The 23,135-nt window shown below is 69.5% G+C and carries 19 protein-coding genes and 1 rRNA gene; 9 read left to right on the top strand and 11 right to left on the bottom strand.

Translation table 11 applies throughout. The features are described from left to right. Positions 1-81: 81 nt before the first annotated feature. On the top strand, positions 82-648 hold the full coding sequence (locus tag ACWD6R_RS22695) for a DJ-1/PfpI family protein (protein ID WP_037699203.1): 567 nt from the start codon (positions 82-84) through the stop codon (positions 646-648). A gap of 421 nt (positions 649-1,069) precedes the next feature. Here the strand turns inward: ACWD6R_RS22695 and ACWD6R_RS22690 are convergent, their stop codons facing one another. Beyond that, the gene (locus ACWD6R_RS22690) at positions 1,070-1,741 is read right to left on the bottom strand and encodes an HAD family hydrolase (RefSeq protein ID WP_451820351.1); all 672 of its coding nucleotides are present in this window, start codon (positions 1,739-1,741) and stop codon (positions 1,070-1,072) included. Positions 1,742-1,793: 52 nt separating this feature from the next. Then, entirely contained in the window at positions 1,794-2,300 is a 507-nt protein-coding gene (locus tag ACWD6R_RS22685) for a DUF6912 family protein (RefSeq protein ID WP_358859343.1), read from the bottom strand. A gap of 307 nt (positions 2,301-2,607) precedes the next feature. Here ACWD6R_RS22685 and ACWD6R_RS22680 point away from each other — a divergent pair, with 307 nt between their 5' ends. Next, complete coding sequence (locus ACWD6R_RS22680; protein ID WP_451820350.1) at positions 2,608-3,024, top strand: Rv3235 family protein; 417 nt, start codon at positions 2,608-2,610, stop codon at positions 3,022-3,024. A 500-nt stretch (positions 3,025-3,524) separates the two neighbouring features. On the opposite strand, the gene secA is transcribed toward ACWD6R_RS22680, so the two are convergent. Then, positions 3,525-6,350 (bottom strand): preprotein translocase subunit SecA, encoded by a 2,826-nt coding sequence (gene secA / locus ACWD6R_RS22675; protein ID WP_451820349.1) that lies wholly within the window; start codon positions 6,348-6,350, stop codon positions 3,525-3,527. A gap of 240 nt (positions 6,351-6,590) precedes the next feature. Between secA and ACWD6R_RS22670 the strand changes: the two genes are divergently transcribed. Together ACWD6R_RS22670 and ACWD6R_RS22665 are read left to right on the top strand one after the other, a co-directional pair. Next, positions 6,591-7,187 (top strand): GNAT family N-acetyltransferase, encoded by a 597-nt coding sequence (locus tag ACWD6R_RS22670; protein ID WP_451820348.1) that lies wholly within the window; start codon positions 6,591-6,593, stop codon positions 7,185-7,187. Positions 7,188-7,409: 222 nt separating this feature from the next. Further along, entirely contained in the window at positions 7,410-8,585 is a 1,176-nt protein-coding gene (locus ACWD6R_RS22665; protein WP_451820347.1) for a winged helix-turn-helix domain-containing protein, read from the top strand. 24 nt (positions 8,586-8,609) lie between these two features. Here the strand turns inward: ACWD6R_RS22665 and ACWD6R_RS22660 are convergent, their stop codons facing one another. From ACWD6R_RS22660 to mtnA, 7 genes are all read right to left on the bottom strand, one after another. Further along, a complete protein-coding gene (locus tag ACWD6R_RS22660) occupies positions 8,610-9,362 on the bottom strand; it encodes a response regulator (RefSeq protein ID WP_266985005.1) in 753 nt (250 codons plus the stop codon). A 186-nt stretch (positions 9,363-9,548) separates the two neighbouring features. Beyond that, positions 9,549-10,238 carry a ribosome hibernation-promoting factor, HPF/YfiA family gene (gene hpf / locus ACWD6R_RS22655; protein WP_366138174.1) on the bottom strand — a complete coding sequence of 230 codons (690 nt, stop codon included), beginning with the start codon at positions 10,236-10,238 and terminating at the stop codon, positions 9,549-9,551. A 322-nt stretch (positions 10,239-10,560) separates the two neighbouring features. Continuing rightward, complete coding sequence (locus ACWD6R_RS22650) at positions 10,561-11,292, bottom strand: ComF family protein (protein ID WP_451820346.1); 732 nt, start codon at positions 11,290-11,292, stop codon at positions 10,561-10,563. A gap of 147 nt (positions 11,293-11,439) precedes the next feature. Then, complete coding sequence (locus tag ACWD6R_RS22645) at positions 11,440-13,257, bottom strand: LpqB family beta-propeller domain-containing protein (protein ID WP_451820368.1); 1,818 nt, start codon at positions 13,255-13,257, stop codon at positions 11,440-11,442. A gap of 34 nt (positions 13,258-13,291) precedes the next feature. Then, positions 13,292-15,316 carry an MtrAB system histidine kinase MtrB gene (mtrB, locus tag ACWD6R_RS22640; RefSeq protein ID WP_451820345.1) on the bottom strand — a complete coding sequence of 675 codons (2,025 nt, stop codon included), beginning with the start codon at positions 15,314-15,316 and terminating at the stop codon, positions 13,292-13,294. Position 15,317: 1 nt separating this feature from the next. Then, positions 15,318-16,007: a two-component system response regulator MtrA gene (mtrA, locus tag ACWD6R_RS22635; protein ID WP_187740742.1), complete on the bottom strand. Its 690-nt coding sequence runs from the start codon at positions 16,005-16,007 to the stop codon at positions 15,318-15,320. 4 nt (positions 16,008-16,011) lie between these two features. Continuing rightward, positions 16,012-17,154: an S-methyl-5-thioribose-1-phosphate isomerase gene (mtnA, locus tag ACWD6R_RS22630; RefSeq protein WP_451820344.1), complete on the bottom strand. Its 1,143-nt coding sequence runs from the start codon at positions 17,152-17,154 to the stop codon at positions 16,012-16,014. Between the two features lie 140 nt (positions 17,155-17,294). Between mtnA and ACWD6R_RS22625 the strand changes: the two genes are divergently transcribed. The 5 genes from ACWD6R_RS22625 to ACWD6R_RS22605 are packed head-to-tail and all read left to right on the top strand — an operon-like array spanning position 17,295 to position 22,751. Further along, complete coding sequence (locus ACWD6R_RS22625; RefSeq protein ID WP_451820343.1) at positions 17,295-18,503, top strand: DUF7544 domain-containing protein; 1,209 nt, start codon at positions 17,295-17,297, stop codon at positions 18,501-18,503. Between the two features lie 4 nt (positions 18,504-18,507). After that, positions 18,508-19,197 carry a DUF4129 domain-containing protein gene (locus ACWD6R_RS22620; RefSeq protein WP_451820342.1) on the top strand — a complete coding sequence of 230 codons (690 nt, stop codon included), beginning with the start codon at positions 18,508-18,510 and terminating at the stop codon, positions 19,195-19,197. Further along, entirely contained in the window at positions 19,194-20,432 is a 1,239-nt protein-coding gene (locus ACWD6R_RS22615) for a DUF4350 domain-containing protein (protein ID WP_451820341.1), read from the top strand. Before ACWD6R_RS22620 ends, ACWD6R_RS22615 begins: the two co-directional genes overlap by 4 nt. Continuing rightward, positions 20,429-21,430 (top strand): AAA family ATPase, encoded by a 1,002-nt coding sequence (locus ACWD6R_RS22610; RefSeq protein ID WP_451820340.1) that lies wholly within the window; start codon positions 20,429-20,431, stop codon positions 21,428-21,430. Before ACWD6R_RS22615 ends, ACWD6R_RS22610 begins: the two co-directional genes overlap by 4 nt. A gap of 10 nt (positions 21,431-21,440) precedes the next feature. Then, positions 21,441-22,751 (top strand): DUF58 domain-containing protein, encoded by a 1,311-nt coding sequence (locus ACWD6R_RS22605; RefSeq protein ID WP_451820367.1) that lies wholly within the window; start codon positions 21,441-21,443, stop codon positions 22,749-22,751. A 115-nt stretch (positions 22,752-22,866) separates the two neighbouring features. On the opposite strand, the gene rrf is transcribed toward ACWD6R_RS22605, so the two are convergent. Further along, positions 22,867-22,983, bottom strand: a 5S ribosomal RNA gene (rrf, locus tag ACWD6R_RS22600). Between the last annotated feature and the right edge of the window lie 152 nt (positions 22,984-23,135).

Raw genomic sequence — 23,135 nt, 5'->3', positions numbered from 1 at the left:
CCCGAACTTTGACACTCTGGACAGCGCGCAACGGGCAGATGCACGCTTGACGCAGACGTCCGCGCGAGGGGAGCCCGCACCATGGCACCGAAGGTCCTGATCGTCACCGGCGACGCCGCCGAGTCCCTGGAAGTCCTGTACCCGTACCAGCGGCTGCGCGAGGAGGGGTACGACGTCCATATCGCAGCCCCCGCCCGCAAGACGCTCCGCTTCGTCGTCCACGACTTCGAGCCCGGCTTCGACACGTACACCGAGAAGCCCGGCTACACCTGGCCGGCCGACCTGGCGTTCTCCGAGGTCGACCCCGGAGACTACGTCGCCCTGGTCATCCCGGGCGGACGCGCCCCCGAGTACCTGCGCAACGACGCCGAACTCCGCAAGATCCTCAAGGCCTTCTTCGACTCGGACAGGCCGGTCGCCCAGATCTGCCACGGCCCTCTGCTGACGGCCGCGATCGGCGAACTGAGCGGCCGCCGCGTCACGGCCTACCCCGCACTGGAACTCGACATGCAGGCGGCGGGTGCCACCTTCGAGGACCACGAAGCGGTCGTGGACGGCACCCTGATCTCGTCCCGCGCCTGGCCGGACCACTCGGCGTGGATGCGCGAGTTCCTGAAGGTCCTGCGCACGAAGGCCCCGGCGAACTGAGGCCTGGGCGGGCTGAGGCCTCGCCGAGCCGAAACGTCGTCGAAGAACCGTTCCTTGGCAGTGAGCGGAAGTGAGTCCGCGCACTGGCGCGCCCCGAACGGTCTTGGGCGCACTGGTCGTCCGCTTTCACCTCCGGGCGGCGACACGGATCCTGTCCGTGGTCCGGTCCCGGAAGGTCGGAGTCCCTCACGACCTGGCCAGATGGGTGCGGTCAGTGGCGACGGGGAGGCCCTGAACCATCTCGCTGGTGGAGCAAGGGCCCCGCACGCCGGCACCGCACCCGGTGTCCCAGCTCGCCCAGTCAGGCTAGCGCGGTCTTCCCGGCCCACCGCAGGCCCATCAACCGACCGTCACACGATCGAGCTAAAACGACCTCGTGCATGCTCCCAGCCAAGCAGCTGTCAACCCCTCCGGGCACCCCTCAGACGGTCATCTGCTCGGCAAGCTCCACAGCCTCGGCCAGACTGTCCACCACCGGCACGCCGGCCGCCTCCAGGCCGGCCCGGCTGTGCGACCCCCCGGTATAGAGCACCGCCCCCGCACCGACATGCGCCGCGGCCAGCGCGTCGTCCACCGCGTCGCCGATGACCACCGTGTGCTCGGGCGATATCCCGTCCAGGGCGGCAAGGTGCCGCTCCATGTGCCGTGCCTTGCTGCCACCGGACGGCCCGGTGCGGCCGTCGACCCGCGTGAAGTGCCGCTCGATCCCGTACCCCCGGACCACCGGCACCAGCTGCTCGTGGACATACATGCTCAGGAGCGACTGGCTGCGCCCGGCGAGCTGCCACTGCGCCAGCAGCTCCGCGGCCCCCGCGGTCAGCCCGCAGGCGACCCGCTGTTCGGTGTAGTACCGGTGGAAGATCCCGTCCATCCGCTCCCACTCGGCCTCGGTGGGCAGCCGGCCCATCAGCCGCTCGTAGAAGCGGGGGATCGGGATGCAGTACATCTCCCGGTACTGCTCCAGCGTGAGCGGCTCCAGGCCCACCTCGGCGAACGCGGCATTCGTCGCGCCGACGACCGCGTCGTTGTCGTCGAGCAGTGTGCCGTTCCAGTCCCAGACCAGATGCGTGCGGTGCTTCCCGTGCGTCCCCATGGATAGAAAGTACCTGCCGGGTACGACAACGGGGCAGCCGGTCAGGTACGGGTCAGCCGATCAGGTTGGGAATCTCCTGCACCCCGAACCAGAGGAGTTCGTGGTCCTCGGCACCGTCCACGGTGAACTGCGCGTCGTCGTCCCCGAGGTCCGCCGCGCCGAGCACCGCGGCGGCCGCCGCTACGTCCTTCTCCGCGTCGTCCGCGTCGACATGCACTGCGGCCGCCTTCTTCAGCGCCACCGCGGACGCGATCCGCACCTCACCGAGCGACGACGGATCGAGGCTGTGGTCGGGGTCGGCGACGGCTTCCCCGTCCGGTACGTCGACGGCGACGACCACGCGCCTGCGCACGGCACCCGGGTCCCCGGCGATCATCCGCAGCGAGGCGGACGCGGCCCGGTTGAGCGCCGCGTACTCCAGCTCCTCGATGTCGTCGGAGACGTACCACTCGCGGAGCGCGGGAGTGACCGCGTACGCGGTCAGCGGACCGGGGCCGACCTCGCCCGCCCGGTGCGCCGCTGCGAGACCGGAGAGGGTCAGGGGGACGTACACGCGCATGGCTGGCCGCTTTCGTAGTCGGAGTCGGAGTCGGAGTCGGAGTCGCCCTCAGGATACGTGCGACGTCCCCCATCGGGGTTACGGGTACGGCCTCCGGCCCGTCCACCCCACGCGCACGATTCACCCCTCACGCCTCCCCCACGCACCTTGCGGCACCGCGCCCGTCACCCGGATAGGTGAACCTCTGGGACCGCGCCAGGCGCCCCGACGGCGCTTGCGGCCGCGTACGCCACCGCCGTAGAAGATCCCCAGCAGAAGTTACCGCCCGGTAGACGACCGGGCCTCGGATCAACGGGGGCGATGAACGATGAGCGTGAACAGGACCCGGCCCGCCGGACGTCACGACCAGCGCAGGCCCGAAGCCGTACCGGCGCAGCGTCGCCGGACAGCGCAGCGAATGCGCCCGCACCACTGGTTCGCGGAACGCCTCCTCGCGGTTCTCAGCGGCCAGCGACCGGTCCACTGGATGCTCGGCCACACGATCGGCGAGGCCTACGACCAACTTGCCGAACTGGCCCCGGCAACCCCGCTCAGGGCCCGCGGGGCCCGCCCGGTGGTACGCCGCTGCCATGGCGCCCAGCCCGCACCGGGAGTGGTGGAAGCGTGCGCGAGCATCGCGGCGGGCGAAGAGGTACGCGCCATGGCCTTCCGCCTGGAACAGGGCCAGGACCTCCGCTGGCGCTGCGCAGCGGTAGAGCTGGGCGGCACCAAGTCCGGCAGCTGAGAGCCTGTCGGGTGACCTCTGATCGGGCGGCCACGCCCTGGCACGCACGCTTCCCGCGTTGCCGAAATGCCCTAGTAGCTCCTTCCCCAAGCTCTCAGCTTCGTTCGAGCAGGGGAGACTCCATCCGAGGGCCTTCCGGCGCCTTGGAATCGCACGCACCAGACCGCGTCCGCTTTCCGATCGAAGGTCACCCGACAGGCTCTGAGGCGAGACCCCGGCACCCGGCGCTCGCGGCACAGCGCGACCCCAGCAGCAATCCCCGCGCCTGTCCGGCGCTTCACGCCCTTCCGGCGTTCGAGGACAAGCCCCCGGCCCCCGCGGCAGGCTTGCACCAGCAGGCCCTTCGGGCCCGTCCGGCGCGTGAGGACAGAGCGGCCGCCGGGCGACCCCGGCGGCCGCTCCCGCCCCCGCACACGGCTGGGGCCGGACACCCCTCGGTGCCCGGCCCCAGCCGCCGTACAAAGCAGACTCACGCCCGCAAGACGCAGGCGCAGCCGCACCTACTTCTTGCGGCGCCGCCCCCCGCCACCGCTCTTCTGCGCCTTGCGCCGCTCCGCCCGGGTGAGCCCGTCCGACTCCGACCCGGCCCCACCGTCACCGTTGGAGAATTCGCCCTCGACGACACCGCCCTCCCCGTCCACCGTGGGAGCGGAGAAGTGCAGCCGGTCCGGCCGCTGCGGAGCGTCGAGCCCCTTGGCGCGGATCTCCGGACGCGCCGCAGCCGGAACCGTGGCGTCCTCCTTGGCCAGCGAGGTCCGCTCGGCCGCATCCCGCACCGGAACCTCCTCGACCTGCTGCTCGACCTGGACCTCCAGGTTGAACAGGTAGCCGACGGACTCCTCCTTGATGCCCTCCATCATGGCGTTGAACATGTCGAAGCCCTCGCGCTGGTACTCGACCAGCGGGTCCTTCTGCGCCATGGCCCGCAGGCCGATGCCCTCCTGGAGGTAATCCATCTCGTAGAGGTGCTCACGCCACTTGCGGTCCAGGACGGACAGCACGACGCGCCGCTCCAGCTCACGCATGATGTCCGAGCCGAGCTGCTTCTCGCGCTCGTCGTACTGCTCGTGGATGTCGTCCTTGATGGACTCCCCGATGAACTCGGCGGTGATCCCGGCCCGGTCCCCGGCCGCGTCCTCCAGCTCTTCGACGGTGACCTTCACCGGGTAGAGCTGCCTGAACGCGCCCCACAGCCGGTCGAGGTCCCACTCCTCGGCGAAGCCTTCGGCGGTCTCCTGCCGGATGTAGTCGTCGATGGTGTCGTCCGTGAAGTGCCGGATCTGCTCCTGCAGGTCCTCGCCCTCCAGGACGCGACGGCGCTCGCCGTAGATGACCTCGCGCTGCCGGTTGAGCACCTCGTCGTACTTCAGGACGTTCTTACGCGTCTCGAAGTTCTGCTGCTCGACCTGCGACTGCGCCGACGCGATCGCCCGCGTCACCATCTTGTTCTCGATCGGCACGTCGTCCGGCACGTTCGCCATCGACATCACGCGCTCGACCATCTGCGCCTTGAACAGCCGCATCAGGTCGTCGCCGAGCGACAGGTAGAAGCGGGACTCGCCCGGGTCGCCCTGACGGCCGGAACGACCGCGCAGCTGGTTGTCGATACGCCGCGACTCGTGCCGCTCCGTACCGAGGACGTACAGCCCGCCGAGCTCCTTGACCTCTTCGAACTCCGCCCTGACGGCCTGCTCGGCCTTCTCCAGCGCGGCGGGCAGCGCGGCCGCCCACTCCTCGACGTGCTCGACGGGGTCGAGACCGCGCTGGCGCAGCTCCGCCTCGGCGAGGTCGTCGGGGTTGCCGCCGAGCTTGATGTCCGTACCGCGGCCGGCCATGTTCGTCGCGACCGTGACCGCGCCCTTGCGGCCGGCCTGGGCAACGATCGTCGCCTCACGGTCGTGCTGCTTGGCGTTGAGGACCTCGTGCTGCACACCGCGCTTGGAGAGCTGCTGCGAGAGGTACTCGGACTTCTCGACCGAGGTGGTGCCGACCAGGATCGGCTGGCCCTTCTCGTGCTTCTCGGCGATGTCGTCGACGACCGCGGCGAACTTCGCAACCTCGGTCCGGTAGATCAGGTCCGACTGGTCGGCACGGACCATCGGCCGGTTCGTCGGGATCGGCACGACGCCGAGCTTGTAGATCTGGTGGAACTCGGCGGCCTCGGTCATCGCCGTACCGGTCATGCCGGACAGCTTGCCGTAGAGGCGGAAGAAGTTCTGCAGGGTGATCGTGGCGAGGGTCTGGTTCTCGTCCTTGATGTCCACCCCTTCCTTCGCCTCGATCGCCTGGTGCATGCCCTCGTTGTAGCGGCGGCCGGCGAGGATACGGCCGGTGTGCTCGTCGACGATCATGACTTCGCCGTCGATGACGACGTAGTCCTTGTCCTTCTTGAAGAGTTCCTTGGCCTTGATGGCGTTGTTGAGGTATCCGACGAGCGGGGTGTTCACCGACTCGTAGAGGTTGTCGATGCCGAGCCAGTCCTCGACCTTCGCGACACCGGACTCATGGATCGCGACGGTCCGCTTCTTCTCGTCGACCTCGTAGTCGCCGGTCTCCTCGATGCCCTTGAGCGGATTGCCCGCCTCGCCCTTCTTGAGGCGCGTGACCAGCTTGGCGAAGTCGCCGTACCACTTGGTCGCCTGATCGGCCGGGCCGGAGATGATCAGCGGCGTACGGGCCTCGTCGACGAGGATCGAGTCGACCTCGTCGACCACCGCGAAGTTGTGGCCGCGCTGGACGAGCTCATCCGCGGACCACGCCATGTTGTCGCGAAGGTAGTCGAAGCCGAACTCATTGTTCGTGCCGTACGTGATGTCGCAGGCGTACTGCTCACGTCGCTGGGCCGGCGTCATGTTCGCGAGGATGCAGCCGACGGACAGGCCCAGGAACTTGTGGACCCGGCCCATCATCTCGGAGTCGCGCTCGGCCAGATAGTCATTGACCGTGATCAGGTGCACGCCCTTGCCGGAGAGCGCGTTGAGATACGTGGGCAGGGTGCCGACGAGGGTCTTGCCCTCACCGGTCTTCATCTCGGCCACATAGCCGAGGTGCAGCGCCGCGCCACCCATCATCTGGACGTCGTAGTGGCGCTGTCCGAGGACTCGCTTGGCGGCCTCACGGACCGTCGCGAATGCCTCGGGGAGCAGGTCGTCCAGGCTCTCGCCGTCCGCGTACCGTTCCTTGTACTCGTCGGTGAGCGCCCGCAGCTCGGCGTCGGAGAGGTTGACGAAGTCCTCTTCGATGGAGCTGACCTGGTCCGCGATGCGGTGCAGTTTGCGCAGGATCTTGCCTTCGCCTGCACGCATGAGCTTGTTGAAGACGGACACTGAGGCTGGTCTCCTTGCCGGTCGGGCCTGGCACTGGGTCGTGTTATGGACGCTGGCGCGGGCACGGCAGGTGGGCCCCACCGCAACGGCCATCGTAAGCGAGGACTCCGCCGCACCGGGAGGGCTGCCGCCGCGTTGAGCCCGCTGTGCCCTTTCGAGTCAACGGATGGAGGACTCGGAAGGTGCCGGGAAGCGCGAAAACTGGTCGCATCACCGTCGGCACCTCACCAGAATCCGTACATGGAGCCGATCACTCTCACCACCGAACGTCTGCTGCTGCGCCCCTTTCGCCGGAACGACGCGGACGAGGTGTACGCCGCCTGTCAGGACCCGGACATCCAGCGCTGGACGGTCGTCCCCTCCCCGTACAGCCGGGCCGATGCCGAACTCTTCACGGAGAAGCTGTCCCCCGGCGGCTGGCAGGACGACTCCATGTACAACTTCGCGGTGGTGCGGCGCGACGGCGGGGTGATGACCGGTGCACTCGGCATCAACCGGCGCACGCTGCCGAGCACGTACGAGGTGGGGTTCTGGACGGCGAAGGAGCACCGCGGTCTCGGCTATATGACGGAGGCGGTACGGGCTGCCGCCCACTGGACGTTCACCGCGCTCGGCGGGGACCGGCTGGAGTGGCGGGCCGAGGTCGGCAATGTGCCCTCGCGGGCCGTGGCGCAGCGGGCGGGCTTCCGCCTGGAGGGCGATCAGCGCTCGGGACTGCTGAACAAGGGCGTGCGGCGGGACACCTGGGTCGGTGCACTGCTCCCGTCCGACCTGGGCCTGCCGGGCGTCCACCCGTATCTGCCGACTAAGACCGACCGGCAATTGGGGGGTGGGTGAAGGAGCGGGGCTGGGGTGCGTGCATCGCAAGGCGGAGGATTGAGCCATGGCGGAGCCATGGTGATGGACGACAACGCCGCGAGGTGCGTGCCCCAGGCCCGTGACGCCGCCCCCCAATTGCCGGTCGGTCCAAGTCCCCCACCGGCGCCCCCGCCTCCGGCCGCACGGGCCGGTCCACCGCTCCGTGAACGGATGTCAGTGCGGCTCTCTAGGGTTCGGTCCATGACGCCTGTGCCGCCTCTCGCTGCCGAACTCTCCGCCGACCAGGCACGCAGGATCGCCCTGCGCGCCCAGGGCTTCCTCGGGGCACCGGACCGCCGGGCGGGGGTGCCGGGCGTGCTGCGGCACCTCGGCGCCGTACAGCTCGACACGATCTCGGTGCTGGCCCGTTCGCACGAGCTGATTCCGTACGCGCGCCTCGGCGCCGTCGGCCGCCGCACGATCGAGGACGCCTACTGGTCGGGTGGCCGCACCTTCGAGTACTGGTCGCATGCGGCGTGCATCCTGCCGGTCGAGGAGTGGCCGCACTTCGCGTTCCGCCGCCGCTCCTACCGCGCGCGCCCGCAGTGGAACCACGATCTGCCCGACGGGGCGTACGACACGGTGATCAAGCAGCTGCGCGCCGAGGGACCGCTGACGGCGACGGAGCTGGGCGGGGCGAAGAACGGCGGGGAGTGGTGGGACTGGTCGGCGTCGAAGGTCGCCGTCGAGCGGGCCCTGATGTACGGCGAAGTGGTGTGCACCGAGCGGCGCGGCTGGAAGCGGGTGTACGACCTCGCGGAGCGTGCGCTGCCCGATGCCGTGCTGCACGACGATCTGGACGACACGGAATGTCTGCGCCGGCTGGTCGCACTCGCCGGGCAGTCCCTGGGGGTCGGCACCCGTGCGGACATCGCCGACTACCACCGGCTGAAGGCCGAGCAGTTCGACGCGGTGGTGGCGGACTCCGGGCTGGTGCCGGTGACGGTGGAGGGCTGGGCGAAGCCCGCCTGGGCCGACCCTGCGGCACTGGCGGCGGAGCCGCGCGGACGGCACCGTACGACGCTGCTGTCGCCGTTCGACTCACTGATCTGGGAGCGGGCGCGGACGGAGCGGATCTTCGGCTTCACCCACCGCCTGGAGGCGTACGTCCCCAGGCCCAAGCGGATCCATGGCTATTTCGCAATGCCGCTGCTGGCGGGCGGAAAGCTTCAGGGCCGGGTCGATCCGGCGCGCGAGGGAACGACTCTGGTCGCCCGGCAGGTGTCCCTGGCAGGCAGGAAGGCCGTGGCACCGATGGCCGAGGCGCTCGTGGAGGCGGCGTCCTGGGTCGGCTGCACGGCGGTCCGGGTGGAACGGGTGGACGCACCGGAGCTGCGCGAGGCGCTCAGCCAGGAAGTCGCCCGCGCCCTCGGCTGACCCGGCTGTACCGGCGTACCCGATTCACCTGATCTCCAGGATCTTCTCCCGCATGGCATAGACCACTGCTTCCATTCTGGAGTGCAGCTGCAGTTTCTCCAGAATGTTGCGGACGTGGTTCTTCACGGTGTTCTCGGAAATGAACAGTTCCTTCGCGATATCGCGATTGTTCATGCCCGTGGCAACCAGTTTGAGGACTTCGAGCTCCCGGTCGGTGAGCCGCGGCGCCGGCACCAGCCTGCGCTCGTCGGTCCGCTGGATCATCGACTTGAATTCGGTGAGCAGTTTGGACGCCATGGACGGGCTGATCTGGGACTGCCCGTCGGCGACCGCGCGGATCGCCGTGGCCACCTCGTCGGTGGAGATCTCCTTGAGGAGATAGCCGGTGGCACCCGCCTTGATCGCGTCGTAGAGGTCGGCCTCCTCGTCACTGATCGTCAGCATGATGATCTTCGCGCTGGGGGCCACCTCCTTGATGGAGGTGCAGGCCTCGATGCCGCCGCGCTTGGGCATCCGTACGTCCATCAGCACGATGTCGGGCAGTAGGTCGGCCGCCTTGTCGACGGCCTCCGCCCCGTCACCCGCCTCGCCGACGACCTGGATGTCCTCCTCCTGGGCGAGGACGATCTCCAGACCTCTGCGGAAGAGCGCATGGTCATCCACCACCAGGACGCGGATCGGCTCCTTACGGGAACTCTCCGCGTCCGCGCCGGTATCGGCACAGGCAGCATCGTCGGCATCATTCGCATCGCGCACGGGCCCGAAGGTGTCCGCCATCGTTCCTCCCCCTGAAGGCCACGGCCTGAAGTTCACAATCTGTCCGCCAACGGCAGTTCACAGAGCACCGATTGGCTTGGGACGTCATGATTCCATGCCTGGACGTCAGAGCGGTGGTCCTGTGGTCCCACTCGGGTGCCCCTGGTGGCGTGATTGCGCCCCCAGGGGCACCACCGATACGGGGCGTCAGCCGCCGAGCGCACCGCCTGCGCCGCCCGCCTCGTCGGCGGCCAGCGGGTCGGTCCTCAGATGAATGACACCGTAGTCGTAGGCGTGCCGCCGGTAGACGACACTGGGTTCCTTCGTCTCGGCATCGACGAACAGATAGAAGTCGTGCCCGACCAGCTCCATCTCGTAGAGCGCCTGATCGAGCAGCATCGGTGCCGCGACGTGCGTCTTCTCGCGCATCACCAGCGGCCCTTCGCCCTGCACCTCGAGCGAGCCGATCCTGGTGGTGGGTACGGACTGTGCCGCGCCCTCGCCGGCAAGGTCACCCTCGCTGTTGAACGACGCCGCACCCGGCACGGTCTCGGCGACTTCGGCAGCGGGAATCCGGCCGTTGCCCCGGCGGCTGTAGCGCTTGTCGTGCTGCTTGCGCAGCCGCGCCTCCAGCTTCCCGGTGGCCAGGTCCAGCGCTGCGTAGGGGTCGGCTGCGGCCGCTTCCGCACGAATGACCGGTCCCCGCGAGCGAAGCGTGATCTCCACCCGGTCGGAACGGTCGGCCTGACGGGGGTTTGGCTCCTTGGACACCTCGACGTCGAGGCTGATCACCTTGCCGTCGAACTTCTGGATCTTGTCCAGCTTCAGCTTCTCGGCCACGTGCTTGCGGAACCGCTCGGGCACCTCGGTCTTGCGGCCCTTGACGACGATGTCCACGCAGAACTCCGTTCCCGGATCGCTCCGCTCGGCGGCGGAGCATCTCCCTTTTGCACCAGGCTCCGGTGATCGCCGGAGCCGCGGACTCGGTGGCTTCGACCTCCTCCTCCCCCGTCCGGGAGGTCTCCACCCCACCGACTTTTCAGCTTCTGGGCTACCGGTGAGTTACCTGCCCGAAACCTGGGGGTGCATTCGTCGAGGTCCGGCATTCACCATTCCTCACCACCGAACATAGCCTGCCCGGCCGGATGTCGGCACCCGCTACCCGCACGTACCTCCGTTCAGGGCTCTTCACCCACTCACTACCTGCAACGATGAAAGTTCATTGGCAGTTCCGGTTTATTTCGAAGGCGGACGGAGATGCTGCAACAACGGCCGCCTGCCGCATTCCAGGACCCTTGTCTTCGCGCAGGCCCGCCGCGTCGAGCGCGCGTGCCGCCTCGGCCAGCGAGGCCCCGGTCGTCAAAAGGTCGTCCACAAGCACCACCCGTTCGGTCGCAAGCAGCCGCTCACCACCGGCCACCACCTCCAGCGCACCAGCCAGATTCTCCTGCCGCTGCCGGGCACCGAGCCCCGACTGATCGGCCACCGGCCGCCGTTGCCGCAGTACGGATGCCACCTGCACCCGCACGCCACCGCGCCGCAGCTCGCCCGCCGCCGACAGCGCGATCCTGCGCGTCGGATCGTGCCCGCGCGCCGCCACCGCCCGCCGCGCCGACGGCACCGGCACGAGCAGCAGCGGTCCCGGCCGACCACCCACCTGCCCCGTCCCGGCCCTTACCGCACCCGCCAGCGCCCTGCCGAGCTCCCGCGACAGTCCTAGTACGCCACGCTCCTTGTGGGCCAGGAGCGTCGCCCGTACCGCGTTCTCGTACGCCGCGGCGGCATGCACCACCGGCAGTCCGGCCGGCTCCGGCGCGGGCCTCACCCGTCGCGGCACCGCTCCGTGAAGCGCCGCGCGGCAGTCCTCGCACAGCTCGGCCCGCGGTCCGCCGCAGCCACTGCAGGCCACAGGCAGGACCAGCCCGGCGATCTCCCGCCACCACCCCCGCATGACTCCACTGTGCGCCCGCAGCACGAACCCGGCCACCCCTGTGGAAAACGCAGCCGCCTCGAACGGGAGGGAGCGCCCGTCACCACGCGATCAGGGTTGGTCCCGGGCACCCGGCACCGTTGGTCCGGGGACTCCCCGGACCGGGGCTCAGCCCGGATAGACCAGCGACGAGCCCGCCTTGAGCACCGTCTGCCAGTTGTCCCCCGGCGACAGCTTCACTATCCCGTCGTCCTCGGTGTCCGCCATCAGCGGCAGCTGCTCGTCGTCCGCCGCCGCGACCGACGACACCTGATTCGCCCCGGGCAGCACACCCGACGCCGGTGCCGAACCGTCCGCCTGGACATAGCGCACCTGCTGCACTCCGCCCTGCTCCTTGCCGACCACCACGAGGCGGCTCCGGCCCGACCAGGACATCGCGGTCACGTCCGCCAGCTGCGGCGCGGCCTTCCGCAGGTCCACGACGGAGACGTCCTGCCGGGTGTCCGGATCCCCCTGGCGCTCGATTCGGCCGATCTTCAGCGTGGTGTGGCCGTCCTCGGTCAGCAGCAGCGCGATCCGGACACCGTCCGCCGACAGCCGCAGCGCCTCGATCCGCGCGCCGCCCAGGTCCGGCACCGTGACGTTCGACGGCTGGCCCGTACCGCCGACCAGCCGCAGCAGCTGGGGATCATCCGGATTCCGGTCCGCCACCCAGAGATCACCCCGCCCGTCCCAACTGGGCGCCGACAACCGGTCCTCCGGCTTCTTCGCCCTGCTGGTCACGGCGGACGCGGGGAGCTCGCCCGCCGAAACGACGGAGGCGACGTACAGAGACGCGCTGTTCTGCGAGACCGCCGCCGCCAGCTGCTCGTCGCGGGCCACGCCGACCGTGCTCATCCGCACCGGTCCGTCACCGAGCGGGCCGGCCACCGGCTCCGGATCACCACTGCCCCTGCTACTCCCGGGGATGCGCTGGACATGCCCCTTGTCATCGACGAAGTACTGGCTGTCGGGGCCGCCCGAGGAACCGTCCGGAGCGAACTCCTCCGCCTGGTCCGAACCCAGGACACAGAGCGACGAACCGTCAGACCGCTGCAGCTCGACCTGCTCGACCCGGGCGGACGTCAGATCGCGCACGGTGTACAGCACCTGAGAGGCCATCATGCGGCAGGAGCGCTGCCCGACGCCGTCCGCCTTCTTGTTGAGCGGAACCTTCAGTACGTTGCGGTCGTCGGGCGCCAGCGCGGTGACGCCCTTGCGCAGGACCGTACCGGTGGGGAAGTGGGAGTCGACCACCGGCTGCAGCCAGTTGGTCGGTCCCTCGACGAGACTGCGGACCGTCTGTGTCACGGTGTCCATCCCCGTGATCGGATCCGTCCGGTTGCGCACATAGACAGAGTCGGCGACCAGCGTCGACTGACCTGCCGCCGGCCCCGTGGCGAAGTAGTACTTGTTGACGGAGCGGTAGAGCCGCTTGAAGTCGGACTGACCGAGCAGCAGACCGTCCGGCACGAGGTCGATGCGCCACTCCTTGCTGCCGTTCTGCCGCACCAGGTGCAGGCTCCGGTCGAAGCCCGTGGGCGCGACGGGCTGGTAGGCGCTCTGCGCGTCGACCGCCGCCACCTTCTCGCCGGTCAGCGTGAAGGTGAGCTCCGTACTGCTGCGGTCGCTGTCGCGGACCGGGCGCTCGCTCCGGTTCGGCGCCTTGGAGAGCACCGTGGTGAACGCGCTCGGCTTCCAGGTGCGCGACGCCTCCTTCGTCAGGTACTTCCGGGTCGTCCGGAAGCCGGGGTCGTCACTGGTCATGGACTCCAGGAAGCCGTCGACCACCTCATCCGGAGTGGCGTTTTCGCGGGGCGCCACCGCGTACACCTGTACCTGGGAGTCGCCGGGCTGCGAGGCGTCGACCGCCTTGATGTCCCCGGTGACGGGCATCGAGCCGCATGCGGACAGCAGCACGACGCCGCATCCCAGCAGAGCGACCATCCCCACCGCACGTCCACGGCCGCCCTCACGACGGTCAGCGCCCACGAGTCGTGTCCTCCCGCTCCGGGTCCTGCGCAGCAGAGTCGATGGTGTCGCCCGGCCGGTCCTCGGCGGGGCGGGCGACCACACGGGCGCCGTTGCCCGGCAGGGCTGCCGGATTCACCGACGCCGGCGCCGTCCGGGGAGCCGCGGGGGCGCGCGCGGGTACGGGCAGCGGCGAACGGTCCGGGCTGCCCGGCTGGGTCGGCACCGCCGTGAGCCGGTGCTCGCTCCCGGTCGTACCGACGTCCGTGGGCCGCTCCCGGTTCTCCCGGTTGCGTCGCGAGTCCTCGGGCTCCAGCGGTATCGGGGAGCCGCGCAGCGGCTCGTCCGCCGTACGCGGCAGCGTCAGCCGGAACTGCGAACCGCCGCCCGGCTCGCCCCATGCCTGCAGCCAGCCGCCGTGCAGCCGGGCGTCCTCGACGGCGATCGACAGTCCGAGACCGGTGCCGCCGGTCGTCCGTGCCCGCGCCGGGTCGGCGCGCCAGAACCGGTTGAAGACCCGGGTCGCCTCGCCGGGCTTGAGTCCCACGCCGTAGTCCCGGACGGCGACGGCGACCGCGCCTCCGGCCACCCCCATCCGCACCACGACGTCCCGGCCCTCACCGTGCTCGACGGCGTTGACGACAAGATTGCGCAGCACGCGCTCGACCCGCCGCGCGTCGGCCTCCGCGATCACCGGCTGCTCGTCGCCGACCACCCGGATCCGGGTGCCCTTGCGGTCGGCGAGCGGCGCGGCGCCGCCGATCACGCGCCGGACGACCTGCCGCAAGTCGATCGGTTCGGCCTCCAGCGCCGCGGCCCCCGCATCGAACCGGCTGATCTCCAGCAGATCGGAGAGCAGCGACTCGAACCGGTCGAGCTGATCGCCGAGCAGTTCCGCGGAGCGCGCGGTCACCGGATCGAAGTCGACGCGTGCCTCATGGATGACATCGGCGGCCATCCGTACGGTCGTGAGCGGCGTCCGCAGCTCGTGCGAGACGTCCGAGACGAAGCGTCGCTGCATCCGGGAGAGCTCCTCCAGCTGCTGGATCTTCAGCTGAAGGTTCTGGGCCATCTTGTTGAAGGCCTCACCGAGCCGGGCGATGTCGTCCTCGCCGGTGACCTTCATGCGCTCCTGGAGCCTGCCCGCGGAGAGCCGCTCGGCGATCCCCGCAGCCATCCGTACGGGGGTGACGACCTGCCGCACCACGAACCAGGCGATGGCGCCGAGCAGCACGACCACGAACAGTCCTGCGGTCGCCAGCGTGCCCTTGACCAGGGTCAGGGACTTCTCCTCCTGCGTCAGCGGGAAGAGGTAGTAGAGCTGGTACGGGTTGTGGTCGATGTCGTAGAGACGCTTGCCGACGACAAGCCCGGGCTGCGACTCCTGTCCGTTCGCATACCGGATCAGGGAGTACGTCTGGAACGCGCCGGGCCCCTTGTCCACCGCCTCCCGCAGGCTCTGCGGAATGCTGGCCGCTTCGACACTGCCCGAGCCGCGCGGCGCACGGCTGCCCTCGTCGGCGCTGAGTGCCACCACGTTGAAGGCGTTCTTGCCGCCGCTGGCGAGCTGGTCGACGAGCTCCGTCCGCCACGAGTTGTTGGCGGTCGCACCGTCCCCGGCGTCACCGCCCTGCTCACCGGGGGTGAGCGGAGCATTCGCCTTGTCCTGAGCCGCCGCGAAACCGCCGGCGGCCTGCGTCTGGGCAGCCTTGCCCTTCGCGTCGAGCAGGCCGTTGCGGACCTGCCCGATCACGACCAGGCCGAGCAGCAGCACGACACCGAGAGACATGAGCAGCGTGCCCGCGACGACCCGCAGCTGCAGGTTGCGCCGCCACAGCCGGACGGCGGGCAGCAGCGGACGCCGCACCCAGCGCATCACCAGTCGCGGCACAGGACCGCCGGGCGCCCGGTCGTGGAACAACCGGCCGCCCTGCAGAAGACGTCCGAACGCGGACGTCCTGTGTCCGGAACCGGTAGCCCGCCCCGTACGGACTCCCGGCTCCCCGGGCTTCGGGGCGGTGCTACCCAGGGACATGTCAGCTCGGTCCGGCCTTGTAACCGACGCCTCGGACGGTCACCACGATCTCCGGCCGTTCCGGGTCCTTCTCTACCTTGGAACGCAGCCGCTGGACATGCACATTCACCAACCGGGTGTCGGCGGCGTGGCGGTATCCCCACACCTGCTCGAGCAGCACCTCACGGGTGAAGACCTGCCACGGCTTGCGGGCGAGCGCGACCAGCAGGTCGAACTCCAGCGGGGTCAGGGCGATCGACTGCCCGTCCCGCTTCACCGAGTGACCGGCCACATCGATGACCAGGTCCCCGATGGTCAGCTGTTCCGGTGCCGGCTCCTCGGACCTGCGCAGACGTGCCCTGATCCGGGCAACCAACTCCTTAGGTTTGAACGGCTTGACGATGTAGTCGTCGGCCCCTGACTCCAGGCCCACCACCACATCGACGGTGTCGCTCTTGGCAGTGAGCATGACGATCGGCACACCCGACTCGGCCCTGATCAACCTGCAGACCTCGATGCCGTCCCGTCCGGGCAGCATGAGATCGAGCAGGACCAGGTCCGGCTTGGCCTCTCGGAATGCGGCAAGTGCCTTGTCGCCGTCCGCTACGAACGACGGCTCGAACCCTTCACCACGCAGCACAATCCCGAGCATCTCGGCCAGTGCAGTGTCGTCGTCGACGACAAGGACGCGTCCCTTCATAATCGACATCATCCCATTAGCTAATCGTTACCTGCGATGATCTGGCACACAGCTCTGCCAGTCCGACCCCCGTGACCGGGGAAACTGCACCCTCCTCCGTGACGATCGCCGTGATCAGTTCCGGCGGCGTGATGTCAAATGCGGGGTTGTACACCTGGGTTCCCAGCGGTGCGACAGGCAGTCCGCCCGCTTCCCCACCCGCCCCGATCCGGGGCGATGTGAGCTCCGTCACTTCCCGTCCGGGGCGCTGCTCCACGATGACCGATGCCCCGTCCGGGGTCTGCAGATCCACGGTCGTGGTCGGCGCCACCACAATGAACGGCACGTGGTGGTATTTGGCAAGCACCGCCAGCGGATAACTCCCGACCTTGTTCGCCACGGACCCGTCCGCAGCAATGCGATCGGCCCCGATGAGTACGGCATCCACCTCCCCCGCGGCAAACAGCGAACCCGCCGCATTGTCCGTGAGCAAGCTGTACGCCATCCCGTGGCGCGCCGCCTCGTACGCGGTCAGCCGGGCCCCCTGAAGCAGCGGTCGCGTCTCGTCCACCCAGAGCCGTCGCAGCTGTCCCGCCCGGTGCGCCCCGAGCGCCACAGCAAAGGCCGTGCCCTCACCGCCCGAGACGAGCGCCCCCGAATTGCAGTGGGTCAGAAGCTGATGCCCGCCGCCGGGCAGCAGCTCTTCGAGGAGCGCGAGCCCGTACTGCGCCATGCGCCGACTGGCCTCGGCATCCTCCCGGTGCAGCGCCTCGGCCTCCGCCAAGGCCACCGCGGCAGCCCGCTGCGCATCCTCGCCCTTGTCCAGCGCCGCCCAGTACGCCCGCGCCGCGCGCCGCACCCCGTACCCGAGGTTCACCGCGGTGGGCCGCGCCCGCTCCAACAGCCCAGAAGCCTCTGCCATGTCGTCGCCCCGGGCCGCGGCCAGAGCGACCCCGTAGGCCCCCGAAATGCCCAGCAGCGGCGCCCCGCGCACGGCCAGCGTCTGAATGGCCCGCACCAGCGCCGAAACATCCGCACACAGCAGCTCGACCTCCTCGGCGGGCAACCGCGTCTGGTCGAGAAGCGCCACTGCAGGGCCTTCCGGGGGCTCGGCCCAGCGGATGGAGGGAAGCGCGGGAGGCTCGATGCCCACCGGCGATTGCGCGTCCTGATCAGCCATCCGCCCAGTCTGCACGGTGAGCCGCCCACAAATGAAGGTAAGACGGTGATGGGGCACCCGGCCCGTACCGGAGCAACGCGTGGCACGATGGCTGCCAACCTGCCGCCCCGATGAGCGGACAGGACCGTGAAGGAGCGAGAATGAACGACACTCCGGGCTGGGCCTCGCCCGGATCCGCCCCCTCCGACGGCCAGGAGGCGGGCGTCCCCCGGCCTTCCGAGCCCATCGACGGCAGCGGCCCTGCGGGAAACTGGTCTTCCATGCAACCGCCGGCAGGGCAGTGGTCCCCACCGGGCACCTCCGGCAACGGCCCCGGCGCACCGCCACCCGCCCCCGCCCCCGGCTGGGGCGGCAGGCCGCAGGCAGTCGGCTGGGCTCAGCCGCCCGCTGCCGCGAAGCCCGGGGTCATCCCGCTCCGCCCGCTCGGCGTCGGAGAGATCCTCGACGGTGCGGTGTCCACGATGCGCGCCCACTGGCGCACAGTTCTCGGCATCACCCTCACCGTCTCCGTCATCGCCCAGGTCACGATCATCCTCGTGCAGCGCTATCTGCTGCCGGAACCGGCCTCGGTCGACCCGAACGCAACCGGCGCGGAGGCACTCCGCCAGGCCGCCGACTCCATGCAGTCGAGCCTGATCTACAGCGCGCCGTCAACGCTCGTCACCCTGATCGCGACGCTCTTCACCACCTCCATGCTCACCATCGTGATCAGCCGCTCGGTGGTGGGCCGTTCCGTCACACTCTCCGAAGCGTGGGCCGAGGCCCGACCCCGCCTCCTTCAGCTGCTCGGCCTGACCCTGCTCCTGACCCTGATGACCGCCGCCATCATGGCGATGGGCGTGCTCCCGGGCGTGCTGATCGGCTCCACCGCCGGCGTCGCTCTCGCCCTCCTCGGATTCCTGGCAGCCGCCGCCGTCATCATCTGGCTGATGGTCCGCTTCTGCCTCGCCTCGCCGGCACTGATGCTGGAGCGGCAGTCGATCACCGTCTCGATGCGCCGCTCCGCGAAACTGGTGCGGGGCGCCTGGTGGCGGACGTTCGGCATTCTGATCCTCACCTGGCTGCTGACACTCATCGTGACCCTGATCATCGCGATCCCGTTCGGCATCATCGCGATGATCATGGACGGCGACGGGATGGGAGCGTTCCTCACCGGGAAGCCCACCGACTTCGGCTGGCCGTTCCTGATCATCTCCGGCATCGGCGAGGTGATCGTCTCGACGATCACCTACCCGCTCTCCGCCGGTGTGATGGCCCTGCTCTACGTGGACCAGCGCATCCGTCGCGAGGCACTCGACCTCGAACTCGCCCGGGCCGCAGGTCTGCCCGGCTACGACACCAGGAGCTGATGCCGTGTCGGGGGCGGGGGGCGCGACAACAGCACGACTGCTGATCCACGCGAGCAGCGACATACCGGTGGACACTCCACGCGTGCCCGCCCGCGAGGCGGCGAGGCACGAACTGTCCAAACCGATGTACCACGAGAACGACCCAAACCTTCTCCAGCGGGGTCTCGACCGCCTCTGGGCGTGGCTCGGCGATCTCTTCTCCGCAGCCTCGAACACCGCACCCGGCGGACCGCTCGGGCTGATCGTCCTCGTGCTGGTCGTCATCGGTCTGGCCGCCGCCCTCTGGTGGCGGCTGGGCACCCCGCAACGCACCGCCCGCCCCACCGACGCCCTGTTCGACGACAGCCCCCGCAGCGCCGCCGAACACCGGACCGCCGCCGAGGCACACGCTGCCGCCCACCGCTGGGACGAGGCCGTCCAGGAACGCATGCGCGCCATCGTCCGCTCGCTGGAGGAACGCGCCCTGCTCGACCCCCGCCCCGGCCGCACCGCCGACGAGGCCGCCACCGAGGCAGGCCACTCGCTGCCGACGCACGCGCTGCCCCTCCGCGCCGCCGCCCGGGAGTTCGACGCCATCACGTACGGCGGCCGGAACACCGACCGGCAGGCGTATCTGACGGTGCGGGGCCTTGACCTCGACCTCGAAAACGCCAAGCCCCTGCTGACCGCCCCGGCCCAGGGAGCGGCCGAATGACCGCGCCCACTGCCACCTCCACCGCGCCCCCTACCTCGGTCTCCCCCACCCCGCGCCAGGTCTGGACCCGCACCCGAGGCCTGGTGCTCGCTCTTCTCCTTCTCATAGCAGCCGGAATCGTCCTGGCCACTGCACATTCCGGTGCCCAGCACGGGCGACTCGACCCCCGCTCCGCCGATCAGCACGGAAGCCGGGCCGTCGCCGAACTCCTCAAGGACCGCGGCGTCTCCGTACGGGTGGCCACCACACTCGAGGAGGCCACCACCGCGGTCGGCCCGGACACGACCCTGCTCGTCACCACCCCCGATCTGCTGGCACCGGGCCAGCAGCGCGAGCTCCGTGCCGCGACCGCCGACTCGGCCGGCCGCACCGTCCTCCTCGCGCCAGGTCCCCCGTCCGTGGACACACTGGCCCCCGGGGTCCGCACGACGTCCACCGGACCGGTTGCCCCTCGTGCACCGCAGTGCTTGCTGCCCGCAGCCCGCAGCGCGGGAACCGCCGACACGGGCGGCTTCCGCTACACCGCGGACGGCCTCGAAACCCTCGCCTGCTACCCCAGCGGGGGTATCCCCACCCTGCTCGTGGTCCAGGAGCAGGCCTCCGGCGACACCACCGTTCTCGGCTCCGCGGACTTCCTCTACAACAGCCGTCTCGACAGCCAGGGCAACGCCTCCCTGGCCCTGCAACTTCTCGGCTCCCGCCCACATCTGGTCTGGTATCTCCCCTCGCTCGCTGATCCCTCCGCCACCGGGAACGGCGGAGACAGTGACGACAGCACAGGCCGTGACGACGCCGACAACAACCGCAGCTTCGCCGACCTGATCCCGTCGGGCTGGCTGTGGGGAACCCTGCAACTCGCAGTCGCCGCCGTGCTCGCCGCCATCTGGCGCGCCCGTCGTCTGGGCCCCCTGGTCACCGAACGGCTGCCCGTGGCCATTCGCGCCTCCGAATCCACCGAGGGCCGCGCCCGCCTCTACCGCAAGACGAACGCCCGCGACCGGGCTGCCTCCTCATTGCGCTCCGCCACTCGCACCCGCATCGCCCCGCTCCTCGGGGTTTCACCCCGCAATGCTCACTCCCCCGCGGTGCTCCTTCCCGCCGTCTCCGCACGCCTCAGCACCATCGAAGGCGGCCTCGACACCGTGCTGTTCGGCACGGCTCCGGCCGATGACGCCGCCCTTGTCCGACTGGCAGACCAACTCGACACCCTCGAAAGAGAGGTACGCACTTCATGAGCGCCCCGCCCCCAGTGCCCGCCGGGACAACCGAGACCGTCGGGAACGACGACGCAGCCCGCGCATCCCTGGAAGCCCTGCGCTCCGAGATCGCCAAGGCCGTGGTCGGCCAGGACCCCGCCGTCACCGGCCTCGTCGTCGCGCTGCTCTGCCGAGGCCACGTCCTCCTGGAAGGCGTTCCCGGTGTGGCCAAGACCCTCCTGGTCCGCGCCCTCGCCGCCTCACTCGAGCTCGATACCAAGCGCGTCCAGTTCACCCCCGACCTGATGCCGAGCGACGTCACCGGCTCTCTGGTCTACGACGCCCGTACAGCTGAGTTCTCCTTCCAGCCAGGCCCGGTCTTCACCAACCTCCTCCTGGCCGACGAGATCAACCGCACTCCCCCGAAGACGCAGTCATCGCTCCTGGAAGCGATGGAGGAGCGCCAGGTCACCGTCGACGGAACCCCCCGACTCCTGCCGGACCCCTTCCTGGTTGCGGCCACTCAGAATCCGGTCGAATACGAGGGCACGTACCCCCTCCCCGAGGCCCAGCTGGATCGCTTCCTCCTCAAGCTGACGGTGCCACTGCCGTCCCGCGACGAGGAGATCAATGTCCTGACCCGCCATGCCGACGGCTTCAACCCCCGCGACCTGGTCTCAGCAGGAGTCCGCCCCGTCGCAGGCCCTGCCGACCTGGAATCCGCCCGCGCCGCGGTCGCCAAGACCATGGTTTCCCCTGAGATCGCCGGCTATGTCGTCGATATCTGTCGTGCCACGCGTGAATCCCCCTCGCTCTCCCTCGGGGTCTCCCCCCGAGGTGCTACCGCCTTGCTCTCCACGGCCCGCGCCTGGGCCTGGTTGACCGGCCGTGACTACGTCATTCCGGACGACGTGAAAGCCCTGGCACTCCCCACGCTCCGCCATCGCATCCACCTGCGCCCCGAGGCGGAGATGGAAGGAGTCACCCCTGACTCCGTCATCACCGCAATCCTCGCCCACGTCCCCGTACCCCGATGAGGCAGTGACCGTGGCCCTCACCGGACGAACAGCGCTGCTCGCCGCCTTGGGGTCACTCCCTGTAGGTATCCTTGCCCCGAGCTGGACGGGCATGCTCGCGGTCAATGCCCCGCTCTCTCTAGCAATTCTGTGCGACTACGCCCTGGCCGCGCCAGTGCGAACGCTCCAGTTCACCCGATCCGGTGACACAACCGTTCGACTCGGCGATGGTGCGGAAGTGCAACTGACCGTAACCAACGCATCGCGTCGGCGCCTGCGCGCGCGTCTCCGCGATGCCTGGCCGCCCAGCAGCTGGCTCACAGGTACGGAACAGGCGGCGTCCCGCCACAGGCTGGACATCCCGGCAGGTGAACGCCGCCGCCTCACCACGCGCCTGCGGCCCACTCGCCGCGGCGACCGCCGAGCTGAACGCATCACCGTACGCTCGTACGGGCCACTGGGCCTGGCAGCCCGGCAGGGAAGTCATCAAGTTCCGTGGACGGTACGCGTACTGCCGCCGTTCACCAGCCGCAAGCACTTGCCGTCCCGCCTCGCCAGGCTCCGTGAACTGGACGGACGCACCAGCGTCCTCACCCGCGGCGAAGGCACGGAGTTCGACAGTCTCCGCGCCTATGTCCCCGGCGACGACACCCGTTCCATCGACTGGCGGGCAACGGCACGGCAATCGGCCGTCGCAGTCCGTACGTGGCGCCCCGAGCGGGACCGCCACATCCTCATCGTCCTTGATACCGGCCGCACCTCGGCAGGCCGAGTCGGTGATGTGCCCCGCCTCGATGCTGCAATGGACGCGACGCTGCTCCTCACCGCTCTCGCTACACGCGCCGGCGACCGTGTGGACCTGCTCGCGTATGACCGCCGCATCCGCGCCCAGGTCCAGGGACGCGCCGCGGGTGAAGTCCTGTCGGCCATGGTCACTGCAATGGCACCGCTCGAACCTGAGCTGGTGGAAACGGACGCCCGAGGACTCAGCGCCGCTGCCCTGGTAAGCGCCCCTCGTCGCTCTCTGCTCGTGCTCCTCACCAGCCTGGACGCGGCTCCCATCGAGGAGGGTCTGCTCCCCGTCCTCCCCCAGCTGGCTCAGCGCCACACGGTGCTGGTGGCTGCCGTGGCCGATCCGCACATCGAGCAGATGGCCGGGGCCCGGGGCACGGTGGACGCGGTCTACGAGGCGGCAGCGGCGGCCCAGGCTCAAGCTCAGCGGCAGCGCACTGCAGAGCAGCTCCAGCGCCATGGCGTGGTGGTCGTCGACGCCACCCCGGACCATCTCGCCCCGGCTCTCGCCGATGCCTACCTGGCCCTCAAGGGAGCCGGCCGGCTCTGATCCAACACTCCGTGCCAACCACACCACGCACTCACCATGAGGAGCCGTGGTTGTCACCTGTCCATGAACGCAAAAAAGCCCCGCACCAGAGGTGCGGGGCTTTCCCGGAATAATTGTTCGGCGGCGTCCTACTCTCCCACAGGGTCCCCCCTGCAGTACCATCGGCGCTGAAAGGCTTAGCTTCCGGGTTCGGAATGTAACCGGGCGTTTCCCTAACGCAATGACCACCGAAACACTATGAAATTAACCAACACCGGGCAACAACACGGCCGTTCGTTATTTCAGAACTAACACAGTGGACGCGAGCAACTGAGGACAAGCCCTCGGCCTATTAGTACCAGTCAGCTCCACCCGTTGCCGGGCTTCCACATCTGGCCTATCAAC

The organism is Streptomyces sp. NPDC005151, assembly GCF_053599875.1.
This window is presented reverse-complemented; position numbering and strand designations above follow the sequence as displayed.

Excerpts from the sequence above, each read along its gene's own strand:
- mtrA (WP_187740742.1), bottom strand. The coding sequence starts at position 16,007 with ATGATGTCGATTATGAAGGGACGCGTCCTTGTCGTCGACGACGACACT.
- ACWD6R_RS22610 (WP_451820340.1), top strand. The coding sequence starts at position 20,429 with ATGAGCGCCCCGCCCCCAGTGCCCGCCGGGACAACCGAGACCGTCGGG.
- ACWD6R_RS22660 (WP_266985005.1), bottom strand. The coding sequence starts at position 9,362 with ATGGCGGACACCTTCGGGCCCGTGCGCGATGCGAATGATGCCGACGAT.
- mtrB (WP_451820345.1), bottom strand. The coding sequence starts at position 15,316 with ATGTCCCTGGGTAGCACCGCCCCGAAGCCCGGGGAGCCGGGAGTCCGT.
- ACWD6R_RS22680 (WP_451820350.1), top strand. The coding sequence starts at position 2,608 with ATGAGCGTGAACAGGACCCGGCCCGCCGGACGTCACGACCAGCGCAGG.
- ACWD6R_RS22650 (WP_451820346.1), bottom strand. The coding sequence starts at position 11,292 with ATGCGGGGGTGGTGGCGGGAGATCGCCGGGCTGGTCCTGCCTGTGGCC.
- ACWD6R_RS22615 (WP_451820341.1), top strand. The coding sequence starts at position 19,194 with ATGACCGCGCCCACTGCCACCTCCACCGCGCCCCCTACCTCGGTCTCC.
- ACWD6R_RS22690 (WP_451820351.1), bottom strand. The coding sequence starts at position 1,741 with ATGGGGACGCACGGGAAGCACCGCACGCATCTGGTCTGGGACTGGAAC.
- ACWD6R_RS22685 (WP_358859343.1), bottom strand. The coding sequence starts at position 2,300 with ATGCGCGTGTACGTCCCCCTGACCCTCTCCGGTCTCGCAGCGGCGCAC.
- ACWD6R_RS22695 (WP_037699203.1), top strand. The coding sequence starts at position 82 with ATGGCACCGAAGGTCCTGATCGTCACCGGCGACGCCGCCGAGTCCCTG.
- ACWD6R_RS22665 (WP_451820347.1), top strand. The coding sequence starts at position 7,410 with ATGACGCCTGTGCCGCCTCTCGCTGCCGAACTCTCCGCCGACCAGGCA.
- ACWD6R_RS22625 (WP_451820343.1), top strand. The coding sequence starts at position 17,295 with ATGAACGACACTCCGGGCTGGGCCTCGCCCGGATCCGCCCCCTCCGAC.
- ACWD6R_RS22670 (WP_451820348.1), top strand. The coding sequence starts at position 6,591 with ATGGAGCCGATCACTCTCACCACCGAACGTCTGCTGCTGCGCCCCTTT.
- ACWD6R_RS22645 (WP_451820368.1), bottom strand. The coding sequence starts at position 13,257 with ATGGTCGCTCTGCTGGGATGCGGCGTCGTGCTGCTGTCCGCATGCGGC.
- mtnA (WP_451820344.1), bottom strand. The coding sequence starts at position 17,154 with ATGGCTGATCAGGACGCGCAATCGCCGGTGGGCATCGAGCCTCCCGCG.